Annotated in this window: 14 protein-coding genes; 8 read left to right on the top strand and 6 right to left on the bottom strand. The window is 43.7% G+C overall.

What is annotated here, in order from left to right; translation table 11 throughout:
- Nucleotides 1–70: 70 nt before the first annotated feature.
- From pnp to MST16_RS01660, 5 genes are all read right to left on the bottom strand, one after another.
- Nucleotides 71–2,158: a polyribonucleotide nucleotidyltransferase gene (gene pnp, locus MST16_RS01680; RefSeq protein WP_171262611.1), complete on the bottom strand. Its 2,088-nt coding sequence runs from the start codon at nucleotides 2,156–2,158 to the stop codon at nucleotides 71–73.
- Between the two features lie 273 nt (nucleotides 2,159–2,431).
- Entirely contained in the window at nucleotides 2,432–2,701 is a 270-nt protein-coding gene (rpsO, locus tag MST16_RS01675) for a 30S ribosomal protein S15 (RefSeq protein WP_005007057.1), read from the bottom strand.
- 868 nt (nucleotides 2,702–3,569) lie between these two features.
- Nucleotides 3,570–5,297 carry an exodeoxyribonuclease V subunit alpha gene (gene recD, locus MST16_RS01670; protein ID WP_257220725.1) on the bottom strand — a complete coding sequence of 576 codons (1,728 nt, stop codon included), beginning with the start codon at nucleotides 5,295–5,297 and terminating at the stop codon, nucleotides 3,570–3,572.
- Nucleotides 5,298–5,491: 194 nt separating this feature from the next.
- Nucleotides 5,492–9,262, bottom strand: coding sequence for a UvrD-helicase domain-containing protein (locus MST16_RS01665; RefSeq protein ID WP_180010244.1), 3,771 nt, complete (start codon nucleotides 9,260–9,262; stop codon nucleotides 5,492–5,494).
- Entirely contained in the window at nucleotides 9,259–13,044 is a 3,786-nt protein-coding gene (locus MST16_RS01660; RefSeq protein ID WP_180010243.1) for an exodeoxyribonuclease V subunit gamma, read from the bottom strand. Before MST16_RS01660 ends, MST16_RS01665 begins: the two co-directional genes overlap by 4 nt.
- A 179-nt stretch (nucleotides 13,045–13,223) precedes the next feature.
- Here MST16_RS01660 and MST16_RS01655 point away from each other — a divergent pair, with 179 nt between their 5' ends.
- A complete protein-coding gene (locus MST16_RS01655) occupies nucleotides 13,224–13,745 on the top strand; it encodes a hypothetical protein (protein ID WP_168377972.1) in 522 nt (173 codons plus the stop codon).
- A gap of 136 nt (nucleotides 13,746–13,881) precedes the next feature.
- Here the strand turns inward: MST16_RS01655 and MST16_RS01650 are convergent, their stop codons facing one another.
- Nucleotides 13,882–15,300 carry a phosphate--AMP phosphotransferase gene (locus tag MST16_RS01650; RefSeq protein ID WP_180010242.1) on the bottom strand — a complete coding sequence of 473 codons (1,419 nt, stop codon included), beginning with the start codon at nucleotides 15,298–15,300 and terminating at the stop codon, nucleotides 13,882–13,884.
- 205 nt (nucleotides 15,301–15,505) lie between these two features.
- Here MST16_RS01650 and MST16_RS01645 point away from each other — a divergent pair, with 205 nt between their 5' ends.
- The 7 genes from MST16_RS01645 to MST16_RS01615 all read left to right on the top strand — a co-directional run bounded on the left by MST16_RS01645 (nucleotide 15,506) and on the right by MST16_RS01615 (nucleotide 21,780).
- Entirely contained in the window at nucleotides 15,506–16,219 is a 714-nt protein-coding gene (locus tag MST16_RS01645; protein WP_180010241.1) for a hypothetical protein, read from the top strand.
- A 225-nt stretch (nucleotides 16,220–16,444) separates the two neighbouring features.
- A complete protein-coding gene (ubiE, locus tag MST16_RS01640; RefSeq protein ID WP_078189802.1) occupies nucleotides 16,445–17,389 on the top strand; it encodes a bifunctional demethylmenaquinone methyltransferase/2-methoxy-6-polyprenyl-1,4-benzoquinol methylase UbiE in 945 nt (314 codons plus the stop codon).
- A gap of 16 nt (nucleotides 17,390–17,405) precedes the next feature.
- A complete protein-coding gene (locus tag MST16_RS01635) occupies nucleotides 17,406–18,074 on the top strand; it encodes an SCP2 domain-containing protein (RefSeq protein WP_180010240.1) in 669 nt (222 codons plus the stop codon).
- Nucleotides 18,075–18,092: 18 nt separating this feature from the next.
- Nucleotides 18,093–19,712 (top strand): AarF/ABC1/UbiB kinase family protein, encoded by a 1,620-nt coding sequence (locus MST16_RS01630; protein ID WP_180002880.1) that lies wholly within the window; start codon nucleotides 18,093–18,095, stop codon nucleotides 19,710–19,712.
- Between the two features lie 87 nt (nucleotides 19,713–19,799).
- The gene (locus MST16_RS01625; protein WP_180010239.1) at nucleotides 19,800–20,207 is read left to right on the top strand and encodes a hypothetical protein; all 408 of its coding nucleotides are present in this window, start codon (nucleotides 19,800–19,802) and stop codon (nucleotides 20,205–20,207) included.
- Between the two features lie 106 nt (nucleotides 20,208–20,313).
- Complete coding sequence (locus MST16_RS01620; protein WP_180002876.1) at nucleotides 20,314–21,393, top strand: patatin-like phospholipase family protein; 1,080 nt, start codon at nucleotides 20,314–20,316, stop codon at nucleotides 21,391–21,393.
- Between the two features lie 72 nt (nucleotides 21,394–21,465).
- Nucleotides 21,466–21,780 (top strand): hypothetical protein, encoded by a 315-nt coding sequence (locus tag MST16_RS01615; protein WP_078189807.1) that lies wholly within the window; start codon nucleotides 21,466–21,468, stop codon nucleotides 21,778–21,780.
- Nucleotides 21,781–21,841 lie beyond the last annotated feature (61 nt).

The raw sequence follows: 21,841 nt of genomic DNA, 5'->3' as shown, positions 1-21,841 counted from the left end.
ATACTCTGACTGCACTCAAGGCTTTTTAGAATCCATTCACAGAGCCGAAACCCTGTGAATCAACAAACCATTAAGCTTGTTCGATGTCTTTCATGGTTAATTTGATACGACCGCGGTTGTCGACATCAGCAACTTGTACTTTGATCTCTTGACCTTCAGATAATACGTCTGAAACGTTCGCAATGCGTTCGTTAGAAATTTGAGAGATGTGAAGTAAGCCATCAGTACCTGGAAGGATGTTTACAAACGCACCAAATTCAACGATACGAATCACTTTACCAGTGTAGATTGTACCTGGTTCGATTTCAGCAGTAAGCGCTTGGATTTTCGCAACAGCAGCTGAAGCAGCCGCTTTAGTTTCACCAAATACGCGAACTGTACCGTTATCTTCGATATCGATTGCTGCTTTAGTTTCTTCAGTGATCGCACGAATCGTTGCGCCACCTTTACCAATCACATCACGGATCTTATCAGGGTTGATGTTGATCACTTGGAATGTAGGCGCGTGCATAGAGATTTCAGGACGAGCGCGTGAAATTACTTGGTTCATTGCATTTAAGATGTGCATACGACCTGCATACGCTTGGTTCAATGCAACTTCCATGATCTCTTCAGTAATACCTTCGATCTTGATGTCCATTTGAAGTGCAGTAATACCGTTTGCAGAACCGGCTACTTTAAAGTCCATATCACCAAGGTGGTCTTCATCACCCAAGATGTCAGAAAGCACTGCGAAACGCTCGCCTTCTTTGACTAGACCCATCGCAATACCAGCAACTGGCGCTTTAAGTGGAACACCTGCGTCCATAAGTGATAGAGAAGCACCACATACAGAAGCCATTGAAGATGAACCGTTAGATTCAGTGATGTCCGATACGATACGGATCACGTACGGGAAGCGGTCAGCTGCTGGAAGTACAGCTTGTACACCACGACGCGCTAAACGACCGTGACCGATTTCACGACGTTTAGGACCAGATTCACGACCAGTTTCACCTACAGAGTATGCAGGGAAGTTGTAGTGCAACATGAAGTTGTCAGTTTTCGTACCCGCTAATGTATCTACCATTAACGCATCACGTGTATTACCCAAAGTTGTTGTTACCAACGCCTGAGTTTCACCACGTGTGAATAATGCAGAACCGTGAGCACGGTCTAACACGCCAACTTGTACGTCAAGCGCACGAACTGTTTTAGTATCACGGCCATCAATACGTGGTTTACCTGACAAGATGTTGTCACGTACTGTACGGTATTTCAGGTCTTCGAATAATTCAGCTAAGTCGTCAGCGATACCGTCAACGTCTTCTTCTGGAACAAATTGAGCAACAGCTTCAGCTTGAAGCGCATCAAGTGCTGCATAACGATCGTGTTTAACAGCGATTGTGTATGCTTCAGAGATTTTCGCTTCAAACGCTTCTTTTAATTTTGCACGAAGGTCTTCGTTTTTCGCAGGTGCAGTCCAAGTAGACTCTGTTGCACCAGCAGCCGCAGCAAATTCTTTAATCGCTTGGATCGCGATTTGCATTTCGTCATGACCGAACAATACAGCGCCAAGCATTTGGTCTTCAGAAAGTTCTTTCGCTTCTGATTCAACCATCAATACTGCAGATTCTGTACCTGCAACCACAAGGTCAAGGTCAGATTCTTTAAGCTGTTCGTGGTTCGGGTTAAGGATGTATTCACCGTTGATTAAACCAACGCGCGCACCACCGATTGGACCACGGAAAGGCGTACCCGCAATTGCAAGTGCAGCAGATGTACCTAACATTGCAGCAATGTCAGCATCCATCGTTTTGTCAGAAGAAATCACAGTCGCAGTCACTTGGATTTCGTTGTAGTAACCTTCTGGGAACAACGGACGGATTGGACGGTCGATTAAGCGTGAAATAAGAGTTTCAGCTTCAGACGCGCGGCCTTCACGTTTACCGTAACCGCCCGGGATACGACCTGCAGCATATTGTTTTTCTTGGTAGTTAACAGTCAATGGGAAGAAGTCTTGACCTGCTTTAGCTGTTGGTTGAGCAACAACGGCAACAAGAACTTGTACACCACCCATAGTGATGATTACAGTGTTCGCTTGACGCGCAACACGACCTGTTTCTAGGACAACTTGATGCTGACCGTATTGGAATTCTTTACGAATAATATTAAACATCGACATGTTTTATTTTTTCCTGATTTTATTCTAGTGGAGACCCCTAAGGTTTGGCATTCACTCAACGCCCCAAACGCTGCAACATAAATGACAAAGCTTAGAAGCCGACCTCACTAGATATTAAAAACATTAATTAAAAATACTAATTTGAGACACAAAGAAGGAGCGAATCAACGCCCCTTCCCCATTATCCAACCAAGGTTGGATAGACTTTAGTTTTCAGTAATACAGCACTAAGCATGCAATAGTCCGAAAATAAAAGTTTAAATCGAATTAACGACGTAAACCTAAAGCAGCAATCAATGCGCTGTAACGAGTAGCGTCTTTACCTTTAAGGTAGTCAAGAAGCTTACGACGTTGGTTAACCATACGGATAAGACCGCGACGGCTATGGTGGTCGTGTTTGTGCTCTTTGAAGTGACCTTGTAAATCATTGATTTGAGCAGTTAAAAGAGCTACTTGAACTTCTGGTGAACCAGTGTCGTTTTCAGCGCGAGCGAATTTTGCAACGATCTCTGCGCGATCTGCGTTTGTTAAAGCCATTCGATTTCTCCGAGATGCTTATAAAGTTAACTTTTGATACGAATCAACTGATAAATCAGCTGACTGCCGTGCATCACTACAGCAAGTGCATTATATTAAGGGAAAATCGTCCCAATTGCAAAAAGAGATGGCCGACTTCGTCAGGTTTTCATGACGATAATAGCGCCTTTTTTTTCACATCGATTCCATTATAAATTTTTTATATGTTTCGATACTTTATGCGACACAAAACCGCATATTTCTAACATGTTGAATGCGATGTCATTGAATGAATTTTAAACTGATTTTTTGATATATTTTGCCACTCGATGTTTAGCATGCAAAACTCAAAGTGGAATGATTAAAAAAAAGCCCGAGCTAGGCTCGGGCTTTTTTGCGCTGTAGTTTCTTCTTTTTTAGTTATTGTTTTATTATTTATTGTTTTATGTGGCGCTTTTCCGCGTCCTTATGTCAAACATTCCATGTTTTAACTTGCACTTCCTTATGTGGTAGATTTTGCCACAACGGCTATTAGATAAAAGTCGTATTTTTCGTATCTATATGTAAGCTTTTTCGTACATCAGTTAAGCTCTATTTCTTTTCTGTTACAGCGTATAGGCATTTCTTATTTTCCAGACATAAAAAAGCCCTGTAGTCTCTCCCAAAACTACAAGGCTTAGCGGCTGTAAGTTTCCTATTTCCTTACTTCACTGTAAGTTCGCTGTCTTTTGACGTTATTCTTATACTTTTGCGATTTTACTCAACCATCCGTGTTGAGTTCTTTTTCTGTGAAGTCATCTTCTCAAAAAGCTCTAAAAAGCTCTATGCGCAAATCTCCTGAATCGATGTAAGCCATTTCTTACAAAATACGGTACATTTTGCCTAGGCTTTACAAAGGTAGGTGATTGTTAATTTTTTCTAACAGACCACTAACTCGCGCTGTTCTTTTTATAAGCGCTTTTGCCAATGCATCTTTTGCAACAAGCAAACTCACCACTTTTTTGGCACGAGTGATGGCGGTATAAATCAGCTCTTTACTCATCATTTCGGTAGCATGATTTTCCAAAACTACCGCCGTATGGGTAAATTCAGAACCTTGAGACTTATGTATGGTCAAGGCATAGGCGGTTTCTATACTTTTAGGTAACCGTGTTGCCACCACCCATTTATCCAAACTTGGAAAATAAACCTCAAACTGCGACTTTTCCGTCATCGGTCGTTTTAAGCAAATCCCGATATCACCATTTGATAGTCCAAGTTGATAATCGTTATAGGTCATCATGACTGGACGACCGACATACCAATCCCCTTGTTTCAACACACCCAAGGTATTTAAGACCCGAAGTTCAATCTGCTGATTGAGTTCGTGTAAGCCTAATTTTCCATGTCGAATGGCCGATAGAATCCGATAATCATCAAAATAGCGAATCAATTGGGCTGACCAATTTGCATATTCAGCGGGTTGCTCTGGCCATTGTTTTAACCATGCCACATAGGGCTGAAAACCATACATCAGTTGATCATAATATTTTGCCCAATGTGCCGCACTGTTCGTAGCGTCGGGGAGATATTGCAACTGAATCACATCGCTCATATTCGGTGTCAGTTGAATCGGCTGAAGTTCGGATGCAGATACCACCTGATGTTCGAATTTCGCCAGAACTTCAGTGGTTGTTTGCTGTTGTTCTTGTTGTTGAATAAAACGAGCAAACTCACCAATGGCTGCACCCTGTACAAAACGGCGGCTGGTCTGTAAATGGGTACGGTTGGCTTGTAAGGCATCGACATCCTGAAGGTTGGCCAAAACAGCGCCAACATCGACCGAAGCCAACTGTTCTGCATCCCCTAAGAGAATCAGCTTGCTGTGTTGAGGGATTGCCGCGAATAGCATCTGCGCCAAACTTAAATCCAACATGGAGGCTTCATCGACCACAATGACGTCATAGGGTAAGCGTTGGCGCTCATTAAACCGCGGGATAGCGCGCGTCCCTAAACCCAATAGACGATGCAAAGTTACGGGTTTCAAATGTTTGTGAATAATCGAATAATGCTGCAATGCAGGATCTTTAAACGCTGCTTGTAAGGCTTCTTCCATTCGCTGCGCCGCTTTTCCTGTCGGCGCTGCCATCGCAATTCTTAAATTTGGATTTTGCTCATTCAACACGGCAATAATCCGAGCCAAGGTATAGGTTTTACCTGTCCCAGGCCCACCGGTAATGATATTAAAATTGTGCTGACACACCATGTACAGTGCTTGGATCTGATGGGGATCGGTCAGTAAATCCTTTTCAATATTAAGCATCTGCGTTTGATTGAGATTTTGCTCTGTTTGCTGTTTTAAACGTGCAACTTGCTTGGCTAAAGCATTTTCTAGTGCCCAATAGCGATAAAGATAAAGTCGCTGTGAATCAAAAATAAAAGGCGCAACAGGTGTTTTTTCAGCTTGCTCGTGCTGAACCATCTGAGCCAAACATTGAATCTGCGCATCTTCGGCCAAAATACAACTGTCGCCTTTTTCCACGGCTTGCATCAATTGTTGAATTAACTGATTTGCAGCAGGATGACTGGCCTGATCGGGTAAATAATGTTGGATTAAATAGTCAATCCAATCCGGCAAAACCGCATCTAAATCAGCTTTTTCTTGGGTATTTTGGGGAACTAAAACCTGCGTTTCTACAGTATTTTCTTGTCCCGCGTGCAAAGGCTGTGCTGATAAGGCTTTTTGATCATTTTCCACACAGTTATCCTCAAACTTATCCACAATGCAACTTATTGTTTCAGCGTGAATATTTTTATCTTTTTCGTGCTTATTCACGTTTTAGCCACAACCTTTTCGCTCAATATTGCATCGAGGTTTTGAATGAATGTATCCGCCGGCTTCCAGTGATATACCCCACGATCGGACTGTCCATCCATACCGCGAAGATACAAATAACTCGCCCCACCCAAATGCTGCTTCATGTCATAGTCTTTCATCACGGCTTTCAAATAACGATGTAGGGCCACCAAATATAAAGCCGCCTGCAACCAGTAACTAGAATGACTCATACTTTCTCGAATATAGGCATGATTATAATGTGCGGTCTGATCGCCTAAGAAATTACTTTTATAATCGGCAATGTGATAACGCTGACCATCATAATATACCAAGTCAATCGACCCCGTCAGATAGCGTGCTGTAAACACATCATTCAAATCTTGTATCCGTAAATCTGGCTCATTTAGGCTTTCAAATAGCATGCGTATTTTACGTATTGCCAATGCACGATCTGCCATACTTAAATGAAAGTCCATTTCTGAACGATATTCACCATCGTTTAACTGATGCAGGCTAAAACCATCATGCAACGGTGTATGAATGATTTGACTGTACCATTCCTGCATTTCTTCAATCAGTTCAGCTTCGTCTTGTTCAGGGTTCGCCGTTTGCCCAAACTGTTTAATCAAATTTTGCAATATTTGCGGCGAATCAAACTCAACATCACTATGAAAACGCGTTGCGATGGCTTTGGCCAACTTATCTTCTGGGGTGCTAAATCGAACTTTTTCCATCAACTTGTGCAAGAAACTTCCGGGCTTGGTTCCCTTTGGAAAGTGCCGTTTAATCCAACTAATTTTCTCTGCAGTTTCTGCTTCAATAATTTCAAGCTGTTCCACTTCATCGGCAGCACTGTCTTCTGGCTCGGTCACAACCGCTGCCAATTGGTCACGTTGTATATGTGTCTTATGTGCCGTACGCGTGAGCGCGGTAAAACTGGTGGTTTCCCGTGGATAAAAATGGCTGTTGGGAATTTCTTCCGCGTCTAATACAACAGTTTCAACCTGAGTCTGAGTCAAAATTGGTGGTGCTGCACGCAAAACATCAGCATCCACACTTTCTGTATGTTGGAACAGATCAGGTTCGCTTCCACGCCAAAAAGTCAGTCCTGAACGCGCTTCTGCCATTTGTTTCTTTTCTACTTCATGATGACGTAGCACGGCATAGACACGATAACTGGCACGGGTCAACGCCACGTACCACAAGCGATGATGCTCTGCTTCATTGCGCGCATCATTTTGTTGAATATCATCTTCGGGTAAGTCCGAAGACTTCACGGCAATCACACGTTCTAACCCAAGGCTTTTTTGCTGATTGTCTTTAAGGGAAAAATTCAAATTGCCTTTTTCACTTAAGCCTGCATTTGCTCCCAATAAAAATACACAACCAAACTCTAAGCCTTTGGATGCATGAATCGTCATCAGTTGCACCCCCAATTGCCCAGTCAATTTTCGCTCCTGGGTACTTTCATTATTGATGCCTAAATTGATTTGGCGAATAAACCATTGATAAAGCTTATGTGCACCTGTGTAATGTTCACTTTGCTGACTTAATAATTCTGCGATATGGCGTAAATTCACCACTGTGCGTTCATTATCTCGACTTTGCCCAGCCACCAAACGCGTCCACACCTGAAAGACCGTCATGCAGCTATTCCACGCGCTGCGGAATCCTTGCTCATGCCAAATTTGTCGAATCTGTTCGAGTTTTTCGATGATGTCGCTCAGTTCATCTGCCTGCTGTTCGAGTGCGACCAGTTGTTTCAGATCAAAACCCAATAAACGGCTCAGCAGCGCACGTTTCACCTTGGCTTCTTGATAGGGATTCAAAATCGCGGTCAGCAAAGCGGCTACATCTTGTGCGACGGAACTTTTATAGACACTGTCCCGAGATGCTTTATAACAAGGAACGCCGAGCTGCAATAAACATTGTTGCACTTGCTCTAAGTCGAAATGGTTTTGCCCCAAGACCGCAATATCGTTTGCTGTCAGTGCTCGCTGGGTATTGTTGTCTTGAAAATATAAATGTCCTTGCTGCGCTTGGTTGAGCAATGACTGAATCTGCCAAGCCACTTGCTCAGCTTCATTCAGCGTTTCATCCAAAGCCAACCAACGCAGAGGTTGTGGATTGACTTGATCATGATCAATCAACGGCGGATGCTCACGCTCACCTGCTTGAATCGGGGTGTATTCAACTTGCTCACCAAAGTCCGTTTGCCGATGAAACAAGGCATCCACCACTTCAACCAAGTTTTTGACTGAACGATGGTTTTTGTTCAAGGTATAACAACGTCCACCCTTGGTTTGAATATCATGACGCGCTTTACGATAGGTCAGCATGTCACCGCCACGGAATCCATAAATCGCCTGTTTGGGGTCGCCAACCATAATCATACAGCCCTGATGTAAGCGCTCCTTGACCCGCCAAATACTGGATAGCATGTCATCTTGATCTTGGTTGGTGTCTTGAAATTCATCGACTAAAATCAGCGGATATCGTGCCAAAACATGAGCGGCAAAACTGTCTTTCCCTGCTGCTGAGCTTTGCTGTAAGGCTTCCGACAAGGTCCGAATTTGTTGTGAAAAGGTGGTTTCCCCAGCGTGGGACAACACTTGAGGCAAACGCTTTTTAACTTCCTGTGCCAAATAAAAGTTTAGAAATTGTTCTGCTTGATTGATATGTTCATAAGCATTGAGCACCGCTCGGAGTTGTTGAACAAAAGCATGTTGATAAAATTCTTTTGAGATATCCGGCTGTTCTTCAACGACTTTGTCTTTAAAGACACGTGGCTTAAATTCAGTTTTATTCGGATCATAAAACAATGAGCGAATGGCTTTCATCGTCGGTTGTAACACGTCGGACTGGGTCAAAACCCCTTGGCTACCCGCAGCTTCAAAGTGCTGTAAAAACTCGGGAATGCGTGTGTTAAAGGTGACAAAAAATGCCCCTTTATTAAAACGTCGAGCGTCCACCAGGTTTTTATAATGACTTGCGGCATCAAAACACGCTGCAAGCTCTACACGAGCGGCAGGCAGCATTTGTGCAAGCTGATGACACATCGCTTCAAAATGCGCCAAGGCATTTTCGGGTAATTCAGGGACGCGTAAATCCACCGATGGGAAATTTAGACTTTCCTTTACCACGCCCAGATAATATTCAGGACCTTTCAACTGATGATTCAACATCAAATATTCAATCAAATGTGCAGGCTGCTGCTGGATCCAATCTCTTAATAAATCATGAATGATCCGTTCAATATGCAGGTCTTCATCATCACTGATTTGCACCTGTTCGATACGACCACTTTCAAAGGCAAATTCACGTAATAACTTTTGACTAAAGCTGTCTAAAGTTCCGACAAAGAGTTCTTCATATTGTTGTAAGACCACGTTCAGACGATTGTAGGCATAATCTAAGTGATGCCCATGATCTTTCAGCACTTGCTGATACAAGGGGTCACTCAAACTTTGCTGAAGTTCGGCCAACTCACCTTGAGATGCCGCGAGCAGGCCATAAATAAAGTCACGGGTTTCTTCAATCCGCAGCCGAACCCGCGCTTTGAGTTCCGCTGTAGCCTTACGTGTAAAGGTAGTGGCAATGACCTGATTCGGCATATAACGATCGAGAAAAATCCGCACCATCAGACTGGAAAGCGTATAGGTTTTACCAGTACCCGCAGAGGCTTCAATCCAGTGCAGTCCGGTAAAGCTCATGTCTGCAATCGGGTTGGTGGACATTTTCATCGCTTGCTGTGGCATATTCATTTTTTCACCTCAGGCTTGATGACATTAAGTTTTTTTAGGCCGTCATCCGCCTCGGTATCCATCACATGATATAAACGTTCTGCATAATAACGACAGGACAATGCCAGAAGTTCATCTGCCGCTTGTTGCTGTAAAATAAAGCTCCAATCACGATGGTGGCTATTGGCTTCATTCGACTCCAACTCCACTCCACCAAAACTATGATTTTTCAGCCATTCCTCTTGAAGCTTTGCAAAATTATCAGGCATGAGTTGGCCTGTTTCATTTTCCACCCAAGTGCATTTTTCTTGGCGAATTAAGGCAGCAGGCAGCACCACTGGACGTTTTTGTGCATGTTTCCACATCGCCACCCACTCACTGAGCTGCAGCTTGGCTTGTGCAGAGCTTAATCCACAACAGACTATGCTTTTATCATTACAAATCACTTCACGACGATACGCAGCGCCCTCATCGCCTAAGTCTAAATAGCTCAACCACAATAGATATTCGAGCCAGGTTTGCGTCTGACGCTTAGGCTTTGCCCCAGACGCCATACAGCTTAACCAATGCATACTCTGAGAGTCTTCAGGCACGGTGATACTCAGTATCAAATGCGGTTCAAGCTGTAAGTTTTGTAGGGTGGTCACGGTTACACAACGTCCATCTAAACGCTCTAATAACTGTGCCTGCTCTTGCAAACTGAGCTTCCAAGTCGCTATTTGACTATGTCCCACAGGCAGTACATCTTGGAACAAGGCCATATCCGGTTCAGTTGGAGTCGTAGAGTTCTGATCCTCAGCTTGATGGACACGAGAGGCAGGTTGCACATAATGCTTTTGCAATAAGTCACGGACATGATATTGCTGTAAACGGTCGAGCAATAAAGGCTCTTGCTGCGGCAATTGGTCACCAGTATAGACACTGGCCACGCCAAGCGTTTTCAAATATGCACGGGCAGGAAACACCACATCTTTAATCCATTCTTGACCATCTAAAACCCGTACTTCTTGCTCATCATGCACAGGATAATCACGGTTAATCCACGATTGGCGTTGTCCAGACTGATCTAAAATATGTTCCGCCACAGCAAACCATTGATCTTTATATCGTAAGTTTTTCGACTGCTGAAAACCCATCGGGTCAAAAGGCTGCAAAGGATAAATATGGTATAGCGGCTCGAGCTGCTGTGGAATGCGTAAGCCATCCAAATCCAGCATGGCATCATGGGGTTGGTTCAATTGCTGCGGCTGAATCATCCGTGCGAGGAACTGGCTAAATTCATATATCACAGAGGATGGCTCCCGACTTTCACCATCATTGACATCAAAGCCATTATAGAAAATCCACAAGGACTGTCGGGCAAATAACAAGGCATCTAGAAATGCACCTTTATCATCTTCCAAACGAGAGCGATCACCCAAAACCGGTTTAAACACATCCATCAAATCAAAAGGCACTTGCTGATCACGACGCGGAAATTTGCCGCTATCCATGTTCATTAACACCACCAATGAAAATGGGACTTGGCGGATTTTCCCCATGTCCGCAAAGGTCACTGATCCTGTCGGTTCGATCTGATCGGCAGAGCTATCGATGCCTTGTTGTATTTCTTTGAGCAGCAAAGATAATGGCAAATTAAAGCTATTGGGGAGCGACTCAACTTTATCACTTTGAGCATTGTGCAGACGTTGCGTCATCGCACGCATTACACTGCGAATGGTTTCAAATGCACGACCACTGGCCTCCACAAAAGGCTTCAAATCTGCGTCTAATTGTTGCAACCATGCTTTGACCGTCTGTGCGCTGAGATTTGGATTGAGCCAATCTCGACGCGCACTGATATCTCGGTAGATCTGAATTAAAGTTTGCACCAACTCAAAATCACTACTCAACACCCCTGCAAAACTTAACGTGTCCTCAAATACGGCATGTTGTGGAATCGCAATCCCTAAAGCCAAACGGTCTAATGCAAATTTAAAGGTATAACGATAATCTCGGTCTTGCTCGGACAAATAAGCCAACATGTGCTGTTCGTCTAAACCACGACGGAAACCGGCTTGAATCAGCAGTTCCATCATACGTTCCATTTGCACATGGTCGAGCTGATACAGTTCTTGCACCGCATTCAAATTCAGCCAATCATGAAAATCTTCTGCGGTAAAACGACCTTGACTAATTTCAATGCGTCCAACAAAGGCTTGCCATGCATTTTGAATATCTTGACTGACCACCCCTGCAATTTTGACTGGGATATAAGGTAAATCCACAGCACTGCGACCCATGCCTCGAGTCGTCGAAAAGACCGTCCGAATATGCGGTTCCAGTTCTTTTAAGTTTGGCACCAAGACCAAGATATCACTCGGATGGCGTGGCTCTTGTTCCGTGCCATCGGCCAACCAATGCACCAACTGCTCACGTAAAACCTCTAACTGACGCAGGCTAGAATGACAGACATGAAATTGAATCGATTCATCTGCCCCCGCGAGTGCATATTGATGCTGCTCGGGTTCTTCTAAGGTCATGATGTCATATTGAATTTGAGCGAGCAGTGTTGTCGGCTCGGTGTCTGGAAAAATATCTTCCCAGCCTTCGCCACCAGACATATTCACCAATAATGCAAAGTTATCCCGCGCACGCTTGCCTAAACGCGTCAGTAGTGAATGCTGTGATTCACGAAATTCGGCATTGGTCGTACTCAGATAGGCCTGAATTTGCGCTGTGCTGACATTGGGATTTCGCTCAATATAACGCTGTTGTAATTTCAAGTTATAACGATCTTTCCAAACTGGATCGACCATGTCTGCCCAATACTCACGCGATGGGTTGAAATACAACAAATGTACTTCGGTATACGCCGCCAAGCGATATAAAAATTTCAGTTGTGCAGGTGGTAATTCTAAGGTCGTAAAAACAAAAATTTGTTCAGGCAAACCGTTATAGGTTTGATGACGCTCATCATCATCGCGTTCATCATCCTCAGCATCCAAATCAAACTGCTGCTGCCGATTTTGCTCAGCACGCGCCAAGGCAAACCAAAATTTATTGTCTATTTCCTGACGGTCATTAAAGTCTTTTTGGAATACTTGATGCCATAACCAACGCTGCCAATGCTCCAGTTGTCGAGCCTGCGTCGGTAGATATTCATCGGCTTGTTCAGGTTTCAGACCTGTGAGTTGCATGATATTTAACGGCTGATTGTGACTCCACGCCTTCAACCAATCGGTATCGCAATGTGGACAAATCCAGTGCTCAACACCTTCATCTGGGGTATGAATACAACTGCCACGAAAGGCCATGTAGTTGGTAAAAAGCCGAGTGACTTGAGCAGCGATCCAGTACAACATTTCTTGCCGCTTTTGCTCACGTTTTTTTCGATCTGAGAGCTGTGCTGTGCTGTCAAAAATACGCTGAACTAAGGGCTGAACATCTGTCGGAATCTGTGCTGCATCAAACTGATCAGCTGCAATAAAAACCGCTAAAGCATTATAAATACGCCATTGCATAATCAACGGCGGCATGTTGATACCTTTAATCCGCTCTCGGTCTTGTTTATTCGGCAAGGCCCAATCGTAGGCTTTCCACTGCAACCCTAAAATTTTACGATGATGCTTAATATTGGCACTAATACTGATTTTTTCAGCAATTTGTTTTTCTAACCATGCAGCAATGGCTTGATCGGGCACCACGATATGTCGTTCTTGCAAGACGGACAAAGCATTGGTCGATTGATTCGATTTCAATTTTTCGATTAGACAATCCACCAAAACTTCGATTCGTTGACTTTGAATTACATGTATTGCCATGGATTACCTTTACAGCCTGAGTGACCAACTACTACAAAACAACAATGATTATTTACTATACATCTTGGGCTGTCTATGCGACTTTGACAAGAGAATAGATTGCAAAAAATGCTTTTAAACAAGTATCTTAATGATACTTTATGAGAAAAAAACCAATCCAGTATCAAGGGTATCTGCTTATGAAAATTGATAACATTCCTGATTCCATCGACCCTAACTTAAATCTGGACATTATTCGCGCTGAATGCTTAGAGCTCGTCAAAAAACGTGCTTATTTTTCAGCAGGTGCAGCTATTATTCCTGTGCCATTTTTGGATGTGGTGATTGACGTCGGAATTTTGTCACAGCTCATTCCAGAAATTAATGCGCGTTTTGGTTTAGCGCCAGATCAAATTAGTGTGTATGATCCAAAAACCAAACAAATTCATTGGACAGAACTGCGTAAACGTGGTGTCGAATTTTCTGGTTTAGTGGTTGCACGAACCGCGATGAAAAAATCGCTAAATAACATTGCAGCAAAATATATTACCAAACAAGTCACTAAATTTATTCCATTAGGTGGACAATTGGTGGCAGCCAGTTTGGGTTATATTGTGATGAAAAAAGTCGCTGAAACCCATGTAGAAGAAAGCTACCAATTGGCGAAGCGTATTCAACAGAAATTTCCGAACCAACCTGTCCCAACGCCGAACAATGTTTAACGGCGATATCTAGCGCATCAACATCGTTTATAAATCAAAGTGATCTAAACCATAGATCTAAAGATTAAGTAGATCTGAAAATGAGCTAGTTTTGAAAATGAAAAAAGCCACGAATATCGTGGCTTTTTTCATGCATTCAATCTGCTTTCAATTGCGCTAAGATCGTCTCTAATACCTGTAAGCGCGCACTATGTTTGTCATTGGTCGCGATCACATGCCACGGCGCATATTCTGTATCCGTACGTTGCAACATATCTGCGGCAGCTTTGAGATAGTCATCCCAACGGTCACGATTCCGCCAGTCATCTGGAGTAATTTTAAAACGCTTATGCGCGGTTTCTTCTCGAGCTTTAAACCGTGCAGCTTGCTCATCCTTTCCTATGGCTAACCAGAACTTGATAACGACCGTTTGACTGTCATATAAGTCCTTTTCAAAACGGTTGATTTCATCATAGGCCCTCTGCCATTCAACCGTATTGGCAAAGCCTTCAATCCGCTCAACCAAGACGCGACCATACCAACTGCGGTCAAAAATCGTGATTTTCTCTTCAGGGACAATTTTATTCCAAAAGCGCCATAAGTAAGGACGGCGTAGTTCATATTTTTCAGGTGCTGCTATGGTATGAATTTCATATTCGCGTGGGTCTAACTTTTTAACAATACGTTTAATTGCTCCGCCTTTCCCTGCGGCATCCATCCCTTCAAACACGATCACCACGTTGCGTGAATCAAAACGTAAAGCTTCAGCCACCTTACGGCTTAATTTTTTTAATTCTTTTTTATAATCGGCTTCATCAGCGACGGCTGTACTTGGCTCCAATAAAGCCTGTGGTGTTTTGGCTTGTTTCCAGCGCCCCACCGCTTTGGTTTCATGTGCTGGACAATGTTTTAAAGTGCGTAAAATATGCTGTGCAAATTGTTGATCACGGACTTGCTCATCTTCACAGTCGATGATGACCCAGTCATGACTAAAACGCTGACGTAAACGTTGTAGGTTGTCATATTGTTTTTTATTGCGCCAATCTAAACCATGCAATTTATGCCAACGCGCTTCACTCGGGTCCATTTCATCCAAGCGCTTTTGTAAGGATTTCCAAGATAAATCGAACCAGACCTTAATCACATCGACATGATTATTTTTTAGGTCTTGTTCATAGGCTCGCATGTTCTCGACATATTCATCAAATAAGGTTTCATCCAAAGGCTTCGACACATGCATGGCGGTACTGAGCAAATCACTGTACCAGTTTCCAAACATCACCATGATTTGCCCTTCGGCAGGAATAAACCGTGCATAAGACTGCCAAAACGTTTGTTTTTGATTAAACATGATCGGGGCATCCGCTTTCACCCTTAAGTAGCGTGGATCGACCCATTCGCGGAGCTGTTTGACAGCCTCTCCCTTACCCGCAAGCTCGATTCCACTCACTAAAATCAACATGCTTTTGGCATTGGGCTGACGGCTGGTATTTTTCAGTTGATACTGCGCTTCAATCAGCTCAACCGAGAGTTGTTCTTCATCCATCAATTGAAATTCTGTTTCTTTTAAGCTCATGGCGGACCCTTGGTTTTATTCTGTTTTGAGTATAACCATGCCCTTCACCCCACAACAATGCTTTCATGTATATGCTGAAATGCAAAATATGACCGTTTCTGCAACAAACTGACTCATATTGACCTGTAATTTCGTCACTTTGTCATAGCCCTAAGCTCCAACACCCACTAAGATTCAAACATCTAAAAAATAATTGAGACACTCAATGTCCAAACTTGCGGTATTAGATGATTTACTTGAACTGTATTACCAGTTGAATTACCACAAAAAGCCAGAAATTTTACAGCGTTTACAAGATGTCCAGCAGTGGCAAAAGCAGCGCATGCAACGTACGCATGCTGTGCAATTTGCTGAAAAACACAATGTGCTGATGTCTGAATATTTTATTAACCGTTTATATGGCGGCCCTGATTTCGATGCATTAGCAGCACAAATTGCACGTCTCACCCGCTATGCGCATAAAGCAGAAAAACTAATTCCAGATAATGCCATTAAGACTGGCACTTCGGGCGTACAACTTGCGATATTGGCCGTACAGCTCGATGAACAAGTAGCCATGCAATTACTGCAAGATTATCCAAATAATCCAACCCTGACCGATGAAATGATGCGTCAGACCTATCTCAAGCTCGATCAAGGTAAAGACCGCATGTTGCAGCTGCAACTGTTAGACGATTTAGGTCGTAATTTAGATAAATATATGCGCTCGTTTATGGTCTATACCGCCTTTAAAATGTGTAAGGGCGCAGCAAACAAATACAACTTCGAAGTGATGTACGACTTTATGCAAGATGGCTTCTTGGCGATGAAACCGCTCAAGTCAGCAGAAAAATTTGTCCGCGAATTTACCGCTGTAGAACGCCAAATCATTGACCGTGTACATGCCGGTGACCCGAACCCGTTTCAGCCTGCGGCTTAACAAAACTCACATCCCACAAAGCCCATGTTTGATATAAAACAAACTGGGCTTGCAAGACTGAATTCAGATTTTTTATAGGGGATTTGCAAAGCAATTACAGCAGACCCTTATTTTTTCTGTATATTATTCACAACAAATGCAAATGACTGCTGTATAACAACAGAGAATCTGTCATCATGCTTGCAAAGCAACATTAACCCTATTTATAAGTTAGGAGTGACTCTAATGTCTAACGAGAATCAAACGCCTGCCCCTACACCTGAGTCGGCACAAAATACAGACAAAGTGAGTCCATTCTTAACTGAGCCTTTACCACAAGGGACAGCGCAAGGTCAGCAACAATCTTTAGAACAACGTCTGACCGACACACCTGTGACAGGTTCAGTACCCAAATATAATCTGCCACGTGGCGCGAATACTGGTAACGTTGGAGCAACCACGCACTTTGGTTATCAAACCGTGAGCAGCGAAGATAAAGCGCAAAAAGTAGCGGAAGTCTTCCACTCAGTGGCTGCAAAATACGACATCATGAATGATTTAATGTCATTTGGTATTCACCGTCTATGGAAACGCTTTGCCATTAACATGTCTGGTGTACGTCGCGGTCAGCACGTCCTAGATATTGCAGGCGGTACTGGTGACCTTGCCAAAGTATTTAGCCGTGAAGTTGGCCCGACAGGTCATGTGGTGCTTTCAGACATTAACGAATCGATGCTCAATGTCGGTCGTGACCGCCTCATTGATGCTGGTTGTACCAATGTCGATTTCGTTTTGGCCAATGCTGAAACTTTAGAACCTTTTGCAGACAACAGTTTTGACCTATTGACCATTTCATTTGGTCTACGCAACGTGACTGACAAAGATGCTGCACTAGCTGCCATGTACCGCGTACTTAAGCCAGGTGGTCGTTTACTGATTTTAGAATTCTCTAAACCGGTATTTGAACCTTTCTCAAAACTGTATGACTTGTACTCATTCACTGCATTACCGATCATGGGTAAAATCGTAGCGAATGACTCTGAAAGCTATAAATACCTTGCAGAATCAATTCGTATGCACCCAGACCAACGTACTCTTAAAGGTATGATGGAAAATGCGGGCTTCCAAAACTGTGATTACCACAACTTAACGGGTGGTATCGTGGCTGTACACCGTGGTTTCAAACTTTAATACTGCAGGCTGAACTATGTGGTCGATTCTCGCACTTGGTGCAGTTGAACGCTTAATTCATCATGTCATTGATTTGGATGCGATTACCCGCATCCAACTGAATGAATTGCAAGGCAAAATGCTTCGTGTGGTGATCGATTCACCACAGTTGTCGGTGGATGTGTTTTTTGACAATCAGAAAGTTCGCTTAGAACCGACGCCAACTGGACACTCTGAAACCGCATCTATCTTTGAGCAACGCCCTTTCGAGCAGCAGTCAAGTACAACCGAAGCAACGGCGACCTTACATGTCAAAACAGTAGTCGAGCTCCTTAAACTGCTGTTGGCTGAAGATGTCGGCAATATCCCATTGCAAGGTGATTATCACTTATTGCAGGATATCCAACGCATTATGCAGCAAGCTGAGCCCGATTTAGCTTCGCATCTAAGCCCTTGGATTGGTCCAAGCCTTGCGCATGAAATTGGTAAGTTACAACTTGCACCCAAACATCTCAAACGTACTTTACAAAGCCATTTGTTCTTTGCTGAAGACGCGTTAAAAGAAGATTCAGGCTTGCTTGCCCCACGTTGGCAAATGGATGACCTGAATCAAGACACCCGAATTTTGAATCAAAATCTGGACCGTGCAGAAGCAAAAATTCAGCAGCTGCACAGCCAAATTGACTCATTACAAGACAACACTTAAGACTAGGTAATTGCATATATGATTCCGCACGTTTCACGTTTACTCGACCTTTGGCGCATTGCTGCGCACTATAGACTCGACACGTTGTTTCCTGCGGAAGAATTACCGGAAAAAGCCCGTCATATTCTTTCTCTCATTCGCATGCACCCTGCGGCATGGTCAAGCCGCGAGCGAAAAAATCCGCTCAAGCTCAAAGAAGCCATGGAAGAGATGGGCCCGCTGGCCATTAAAATGGGGCAATTACTGTCTACCCGTCGTGATTTGATTCCACCTGAAGTTTTACAGCAATTGGTGCTTCTACAAGACCGTGTAAAACCTTTTTCGAATGACGTTGCCAAAATGCGCATTCAGGAATCACTTAAAGCCGATGTTAATACCTTATTTGCACGCTTTGACGAGCAACCATTAGCCGCAGCATCTATTGCACAAGTGCATACTGCTGCCCTGCATGATGGTCGCGAAGTCGTGGTGAAAGTGACTCGCCCGAATATTCGCAATCAAATTCTGCATGATTTTGAAATATTAGAGTGGCTTGGTCAGTTCCTTGAAAAACGCCTAGAAGCCGCTCGTGCCCTGCATCTGTCCGAAATTATTCAGGACTACCGTCAAATTATTCTCAATGAATTGGATTTGACTTTAGAAGCGGATAACACACGTCGTATGCGTCATTACTTCACCGGTTCAAGCATGATGTACGTGCCTGAAGTCTATATGGACAGCCGTGATGTCATGGTCGAAGAACGTATTACCGGTGTGCCGATTTCTGATATTGCGACCTTTGATCGCTTGCGCATGGATCGTAAAGATTTAGCCGAAAAAGGGCTCACCATTTTCTTTACCCAAGTGTTCCGCGACAACTTCTTTCATGCAGACATGCATCCGGGGAATGTCTTCGTCGAAACCATCAATCCAAGCAATCCACGCTTTATTGCCTTGGACTGCGCGATTATGGGTGAGCTTTCAAAGCACGACCAAATGACCGTAGCACGCATGCTGCTTGCGGTTATGAACAGCGACTTTATGCAGCTGATTCAAATCGTGCATCAAGCGGGTTGGATTCCACCGGGTACAGATCAAGATGCATTAGCACGTGAAATGCGTCGTACCGTTGGCCCGATGGTCTCTAAACCAATGCATGAATTGGACTTCGCCGGCATCCTGATTCAAGTGATGGATATTGCGCGTCGTTTCCATTTAGAGATTCCGCCACAATTGATGTTGCTGCTCAAGACCTTGGTCCATGTTGAAGGTTTAGGAACTGATCTCTATCCTGAATTGGATATTTGGAGTTTGGCAAAACCAATCCTCACCGATTGGATTAAAGCGCAAATGAATCCGCAGAAAAACTTAAAAGAACTCGGACAAAAAATTCCAGACTTACTTTTAGGTGCGCAAGATTTACCAACGCTGATGATCGACAGCCTGAATGGTTTAAAAAATCAGTCGGCTTGGCATGCCAAACAACTCAATGAACTGCAAAGCATGCGCCTGCAAATGGAACATCAGCAAAAACGTAGTTGGGTTTTTGGCAGTATTATGGCCATCTTCCTCTCCATCGCGATAATTGCGCCATGGTATGTTTCCATCGTATTAATTGCACTTTCAAGCTTACTTGCCATTTGGCGTGTGTTTAAATAATCTTGATGTATCCATAACTCCTTTAAGCCTTTTAACAATAAAGGGCTTAAAGCTATAAAAACAAAAATTTAAATAAGGCTGAACGCCATGTCATACAGTTATTTAGGGGTACTGTATGGTCGAAATCCACTCCGAGCATGTGCAACGGCCTTGCTGTATAGTTTTTCGACCCTGCTCGATGTGTTGGTTCAATTAAATATGCACATGCCTTTTCTAAACTGGCAACCGCCAGCCAACACCACCCTGTATCGGATGCAGCATAGCGCTACATTTTGGTGGATCATTCTCTTTAATGCACTTCCCTGTTTATTCCTACTTTGTTTGCCACAGCAAAAGCTGATGGCGGGGTTAAATTATTGGTTATTAGCTGGGGCCGTGATTTTTATCATTAACCTATTTGCTTGGGCGGTCTTTCCAATGGCGACATGGGCAATCGTCTGCCTCAGTTTGTTTCAATTGCATCGGCATAACGAACAACTATTACAGCATTCCTGAGAGACGCCCTGATATGACTGAGAAGTCATTTGTCGGAAGTTTCAGCCATTGGGTCTGTGCAAAAACGCATTAGAATAATTCTACGACTGTATTTTAAGCGACTACCATGACTCAAATTTTGCAAAAAAGACCGCCTGCGCTCAATATCCGTGCTGGCCATTTAGCCCGCCAACTGATTGAACAAGAGGGTTTAAACGCTGCTCAAGTGGATATCCTGCCCGGTGCTGCGGGTGGTCCGAAAGGCATTGGTATTCAAGGTTTAGATCAGGCGATTTTTGCTGACTTTTTGCCACGCGCGCAACAAAAGCGTACTTTAATTGGTTCATCGATTGGCAGTTGGCGCTTTGCCAGTATTGCTGCTTGGGGAGCCATTGAAGGGACGAAACGCCTCTCTGAGCTGTATACCAATCTGAGCTTTCATAAAAAGATGAGCCGTCAAGAAGTCAGCGATGTGTGTCGTGGCATGCTGATCGATTTGATTCAAGGTCAAGAAGCGGCACTGGTTAATCACCCGGATTATCACCTCACTGTGCTTTCAGTCAAAGCTCAGCATATTTTCCAAAGTGATAAAGCCCTGCCTCTGTTAGCCTCTGTCGCAGGGATCGTGGGCACGACAGCGCTCGCACGTAAACACAGTCGTTATTTCATGCAGCGTGTAATTAGTCAGCCTGTGTCAGGTCATCAATTTACCGTGGCGGATGATGGCTTTACCACGCATTACCATGCATTGACTCAAGACAGTGTCATGCCGTGGCTTATGGCTTCTGCATCTATTCCCGGTGTCATGGCCGCGATACGTGATATCCCTGATGCGCCACAAGGCAGTTACCGCGATGGCGGCCTGATTGACTATCATATTGACCTACCCTTCCAAAGTCAGGGCATCGTGCTGTATCCACATTTCACGGATAGCATCACCCCAGGTTGGTTTGATAAATTATTTAAACGCCAAGCCAATCCTGAAAATCAGGCGCGTACCCTGTTACTGTCACCTTCACAAGAATACCTTGCAAGCTTGCCGCTTGGCCGACTGCCTGACCGTAAAGACTTTACCCTCAAAGGCTTAGACAACCAACAACGCATTAAAATGTGGAATCAATGTGTGGCTGAAAGTCAGCGTATGGGCGATGAGTTTTTAGAGTTGGTTGAAAAGCAACATTTCCCAGCAGTCATGCAAGCACTCTGAGCGTTACAGTAATCTCTTGCGAGGGACGCTATAATCCTATTTCAAAATTTTGAGCTTATTTAGTATAGATTTATGCGGATATTTTTAACTGTTTTGCAGTATGCCTGCATCGCTTTTGCACTTTTCCTTGTTTATCAAGTGTCAACCGCCTTGATCAGCGGCCAATACGATTTAATGGAAGTGGTGGCAGATGTTGGTACGATTTTAATTTGTATCGATTTGGCGGTGTTTTTATTTACCAGTAATGCAAAACAAGGCATTAGCATCGAAGACTATGCGAAACAATTGGAACAAAAGCCGTCAAAATTGGTATATGTGACCCGTAAATTGGGACATTTCGGTATTTTGCTGATCATTACCAGTTGGATCGTACCGATGATTCGCTAGTGTATTTTAGTTCAATAAAAAGGATCATCATGTGTTCATGATGATCCTTTTTTATGTCATC

Origin of the sequence: Acinetobacter sp. YH16040_T, assembly GCF_024605785.1 — a bacterium.
Taxonomy (GTDB): Bacteria; Pseudomonadota; Gammaproteobacteria; order Pseudomonadales; family Moraxellaceae; genus Acinetobacter; species Acinetobacter amyesii.
This window is presented reverse-complemented; position numbering and strand designations above follow the sequence as displayed.

Coding starts and splice junctions, on each gene's coding strand:
- pnp (WP_171262611.1), bottom strand. CDS start 2,158: ATGTTTAATATTATTCGTAAAGAATTCCAATACGGTCAGCATCAAGTT.
- rpsO (WP_005007057.1), bottom strand. CDS start 2,701: ATGGCTTTAACAAACGCAGATCGCGCAGAGATCGTTGCAAAATTCGCT.
- MST16_RS01665 (WP_180010244.1), bottom strand. CDS start 9,262: ATGAATATGCCACAGCAAGCGATGAAAATGTCCACCAACCCGATTGCA.
- MST16_RS01660 (WP_180010243.1), bottom strand. CDS start 13,044: ATGGCAATACATGTAATTCAAAGTCAACGAATCGAAGTTTTGGTGGAT.
- MST16_RS01655 (WP_168377972.1), top strand. CDS start 13,224: ATGAAAATTGATAACATTCCTGATTCCATCGACCCTAACTTAAATCTG.
- MST16_RS01650 (WP_180010242.1), bottom strand. CDS start 15,300: ATGAGCTTAAAAGAAACAGAATTTCAATTGATGGATGAAGAACAACTC.
- MST16_RS01645 (WP_180010241.1), top strand. CDS start 15,506: ATGTCCAAACTTGCGGTATTAGATGATTTACTTGAACTGTATTACCAG.
- ubiE (WP_078189802.1), top strand. CDS start 16,445: ATGTCTAACGAGAATCAAACGCCTGCCCCTACACCTGAGTCGGCACAA.
- MST16_RS01635 (WP_180010240.1), top strand. CDS start 17,406: ATGTGGTCGATTCTCGCACTTGGTGCAGTTGAACGCTTAATTCATCAT.
- MST16_RS01630 (WP_180002880.1), top strand. CDS start 18,093: ATGATTCCGCACGTTTCACGTTTACTCGACCTTTGGCGCATTGCTGCG.
- MST16_RS01625 (WP_180010239.1), top strand. CDS start 19,800: ATGTCATACAGTTATTTAGGGGTACTGTATGGTCGAAATCCACTCCGA.
- MST16_RS01620 (WP_180002876.1), top strand. CDS start 20,314: ATGACTCAAATTTTGCAAAAAAGACCGCCTGCGCTCAATATCCGTGCT.
- MST16_RS01615 (WP_078189807.1), top strand. CDS start 21,466: ATGCGGATATTTTTAACTGTTTTGCAGTATGCCTGCATCGCTTTTGCA.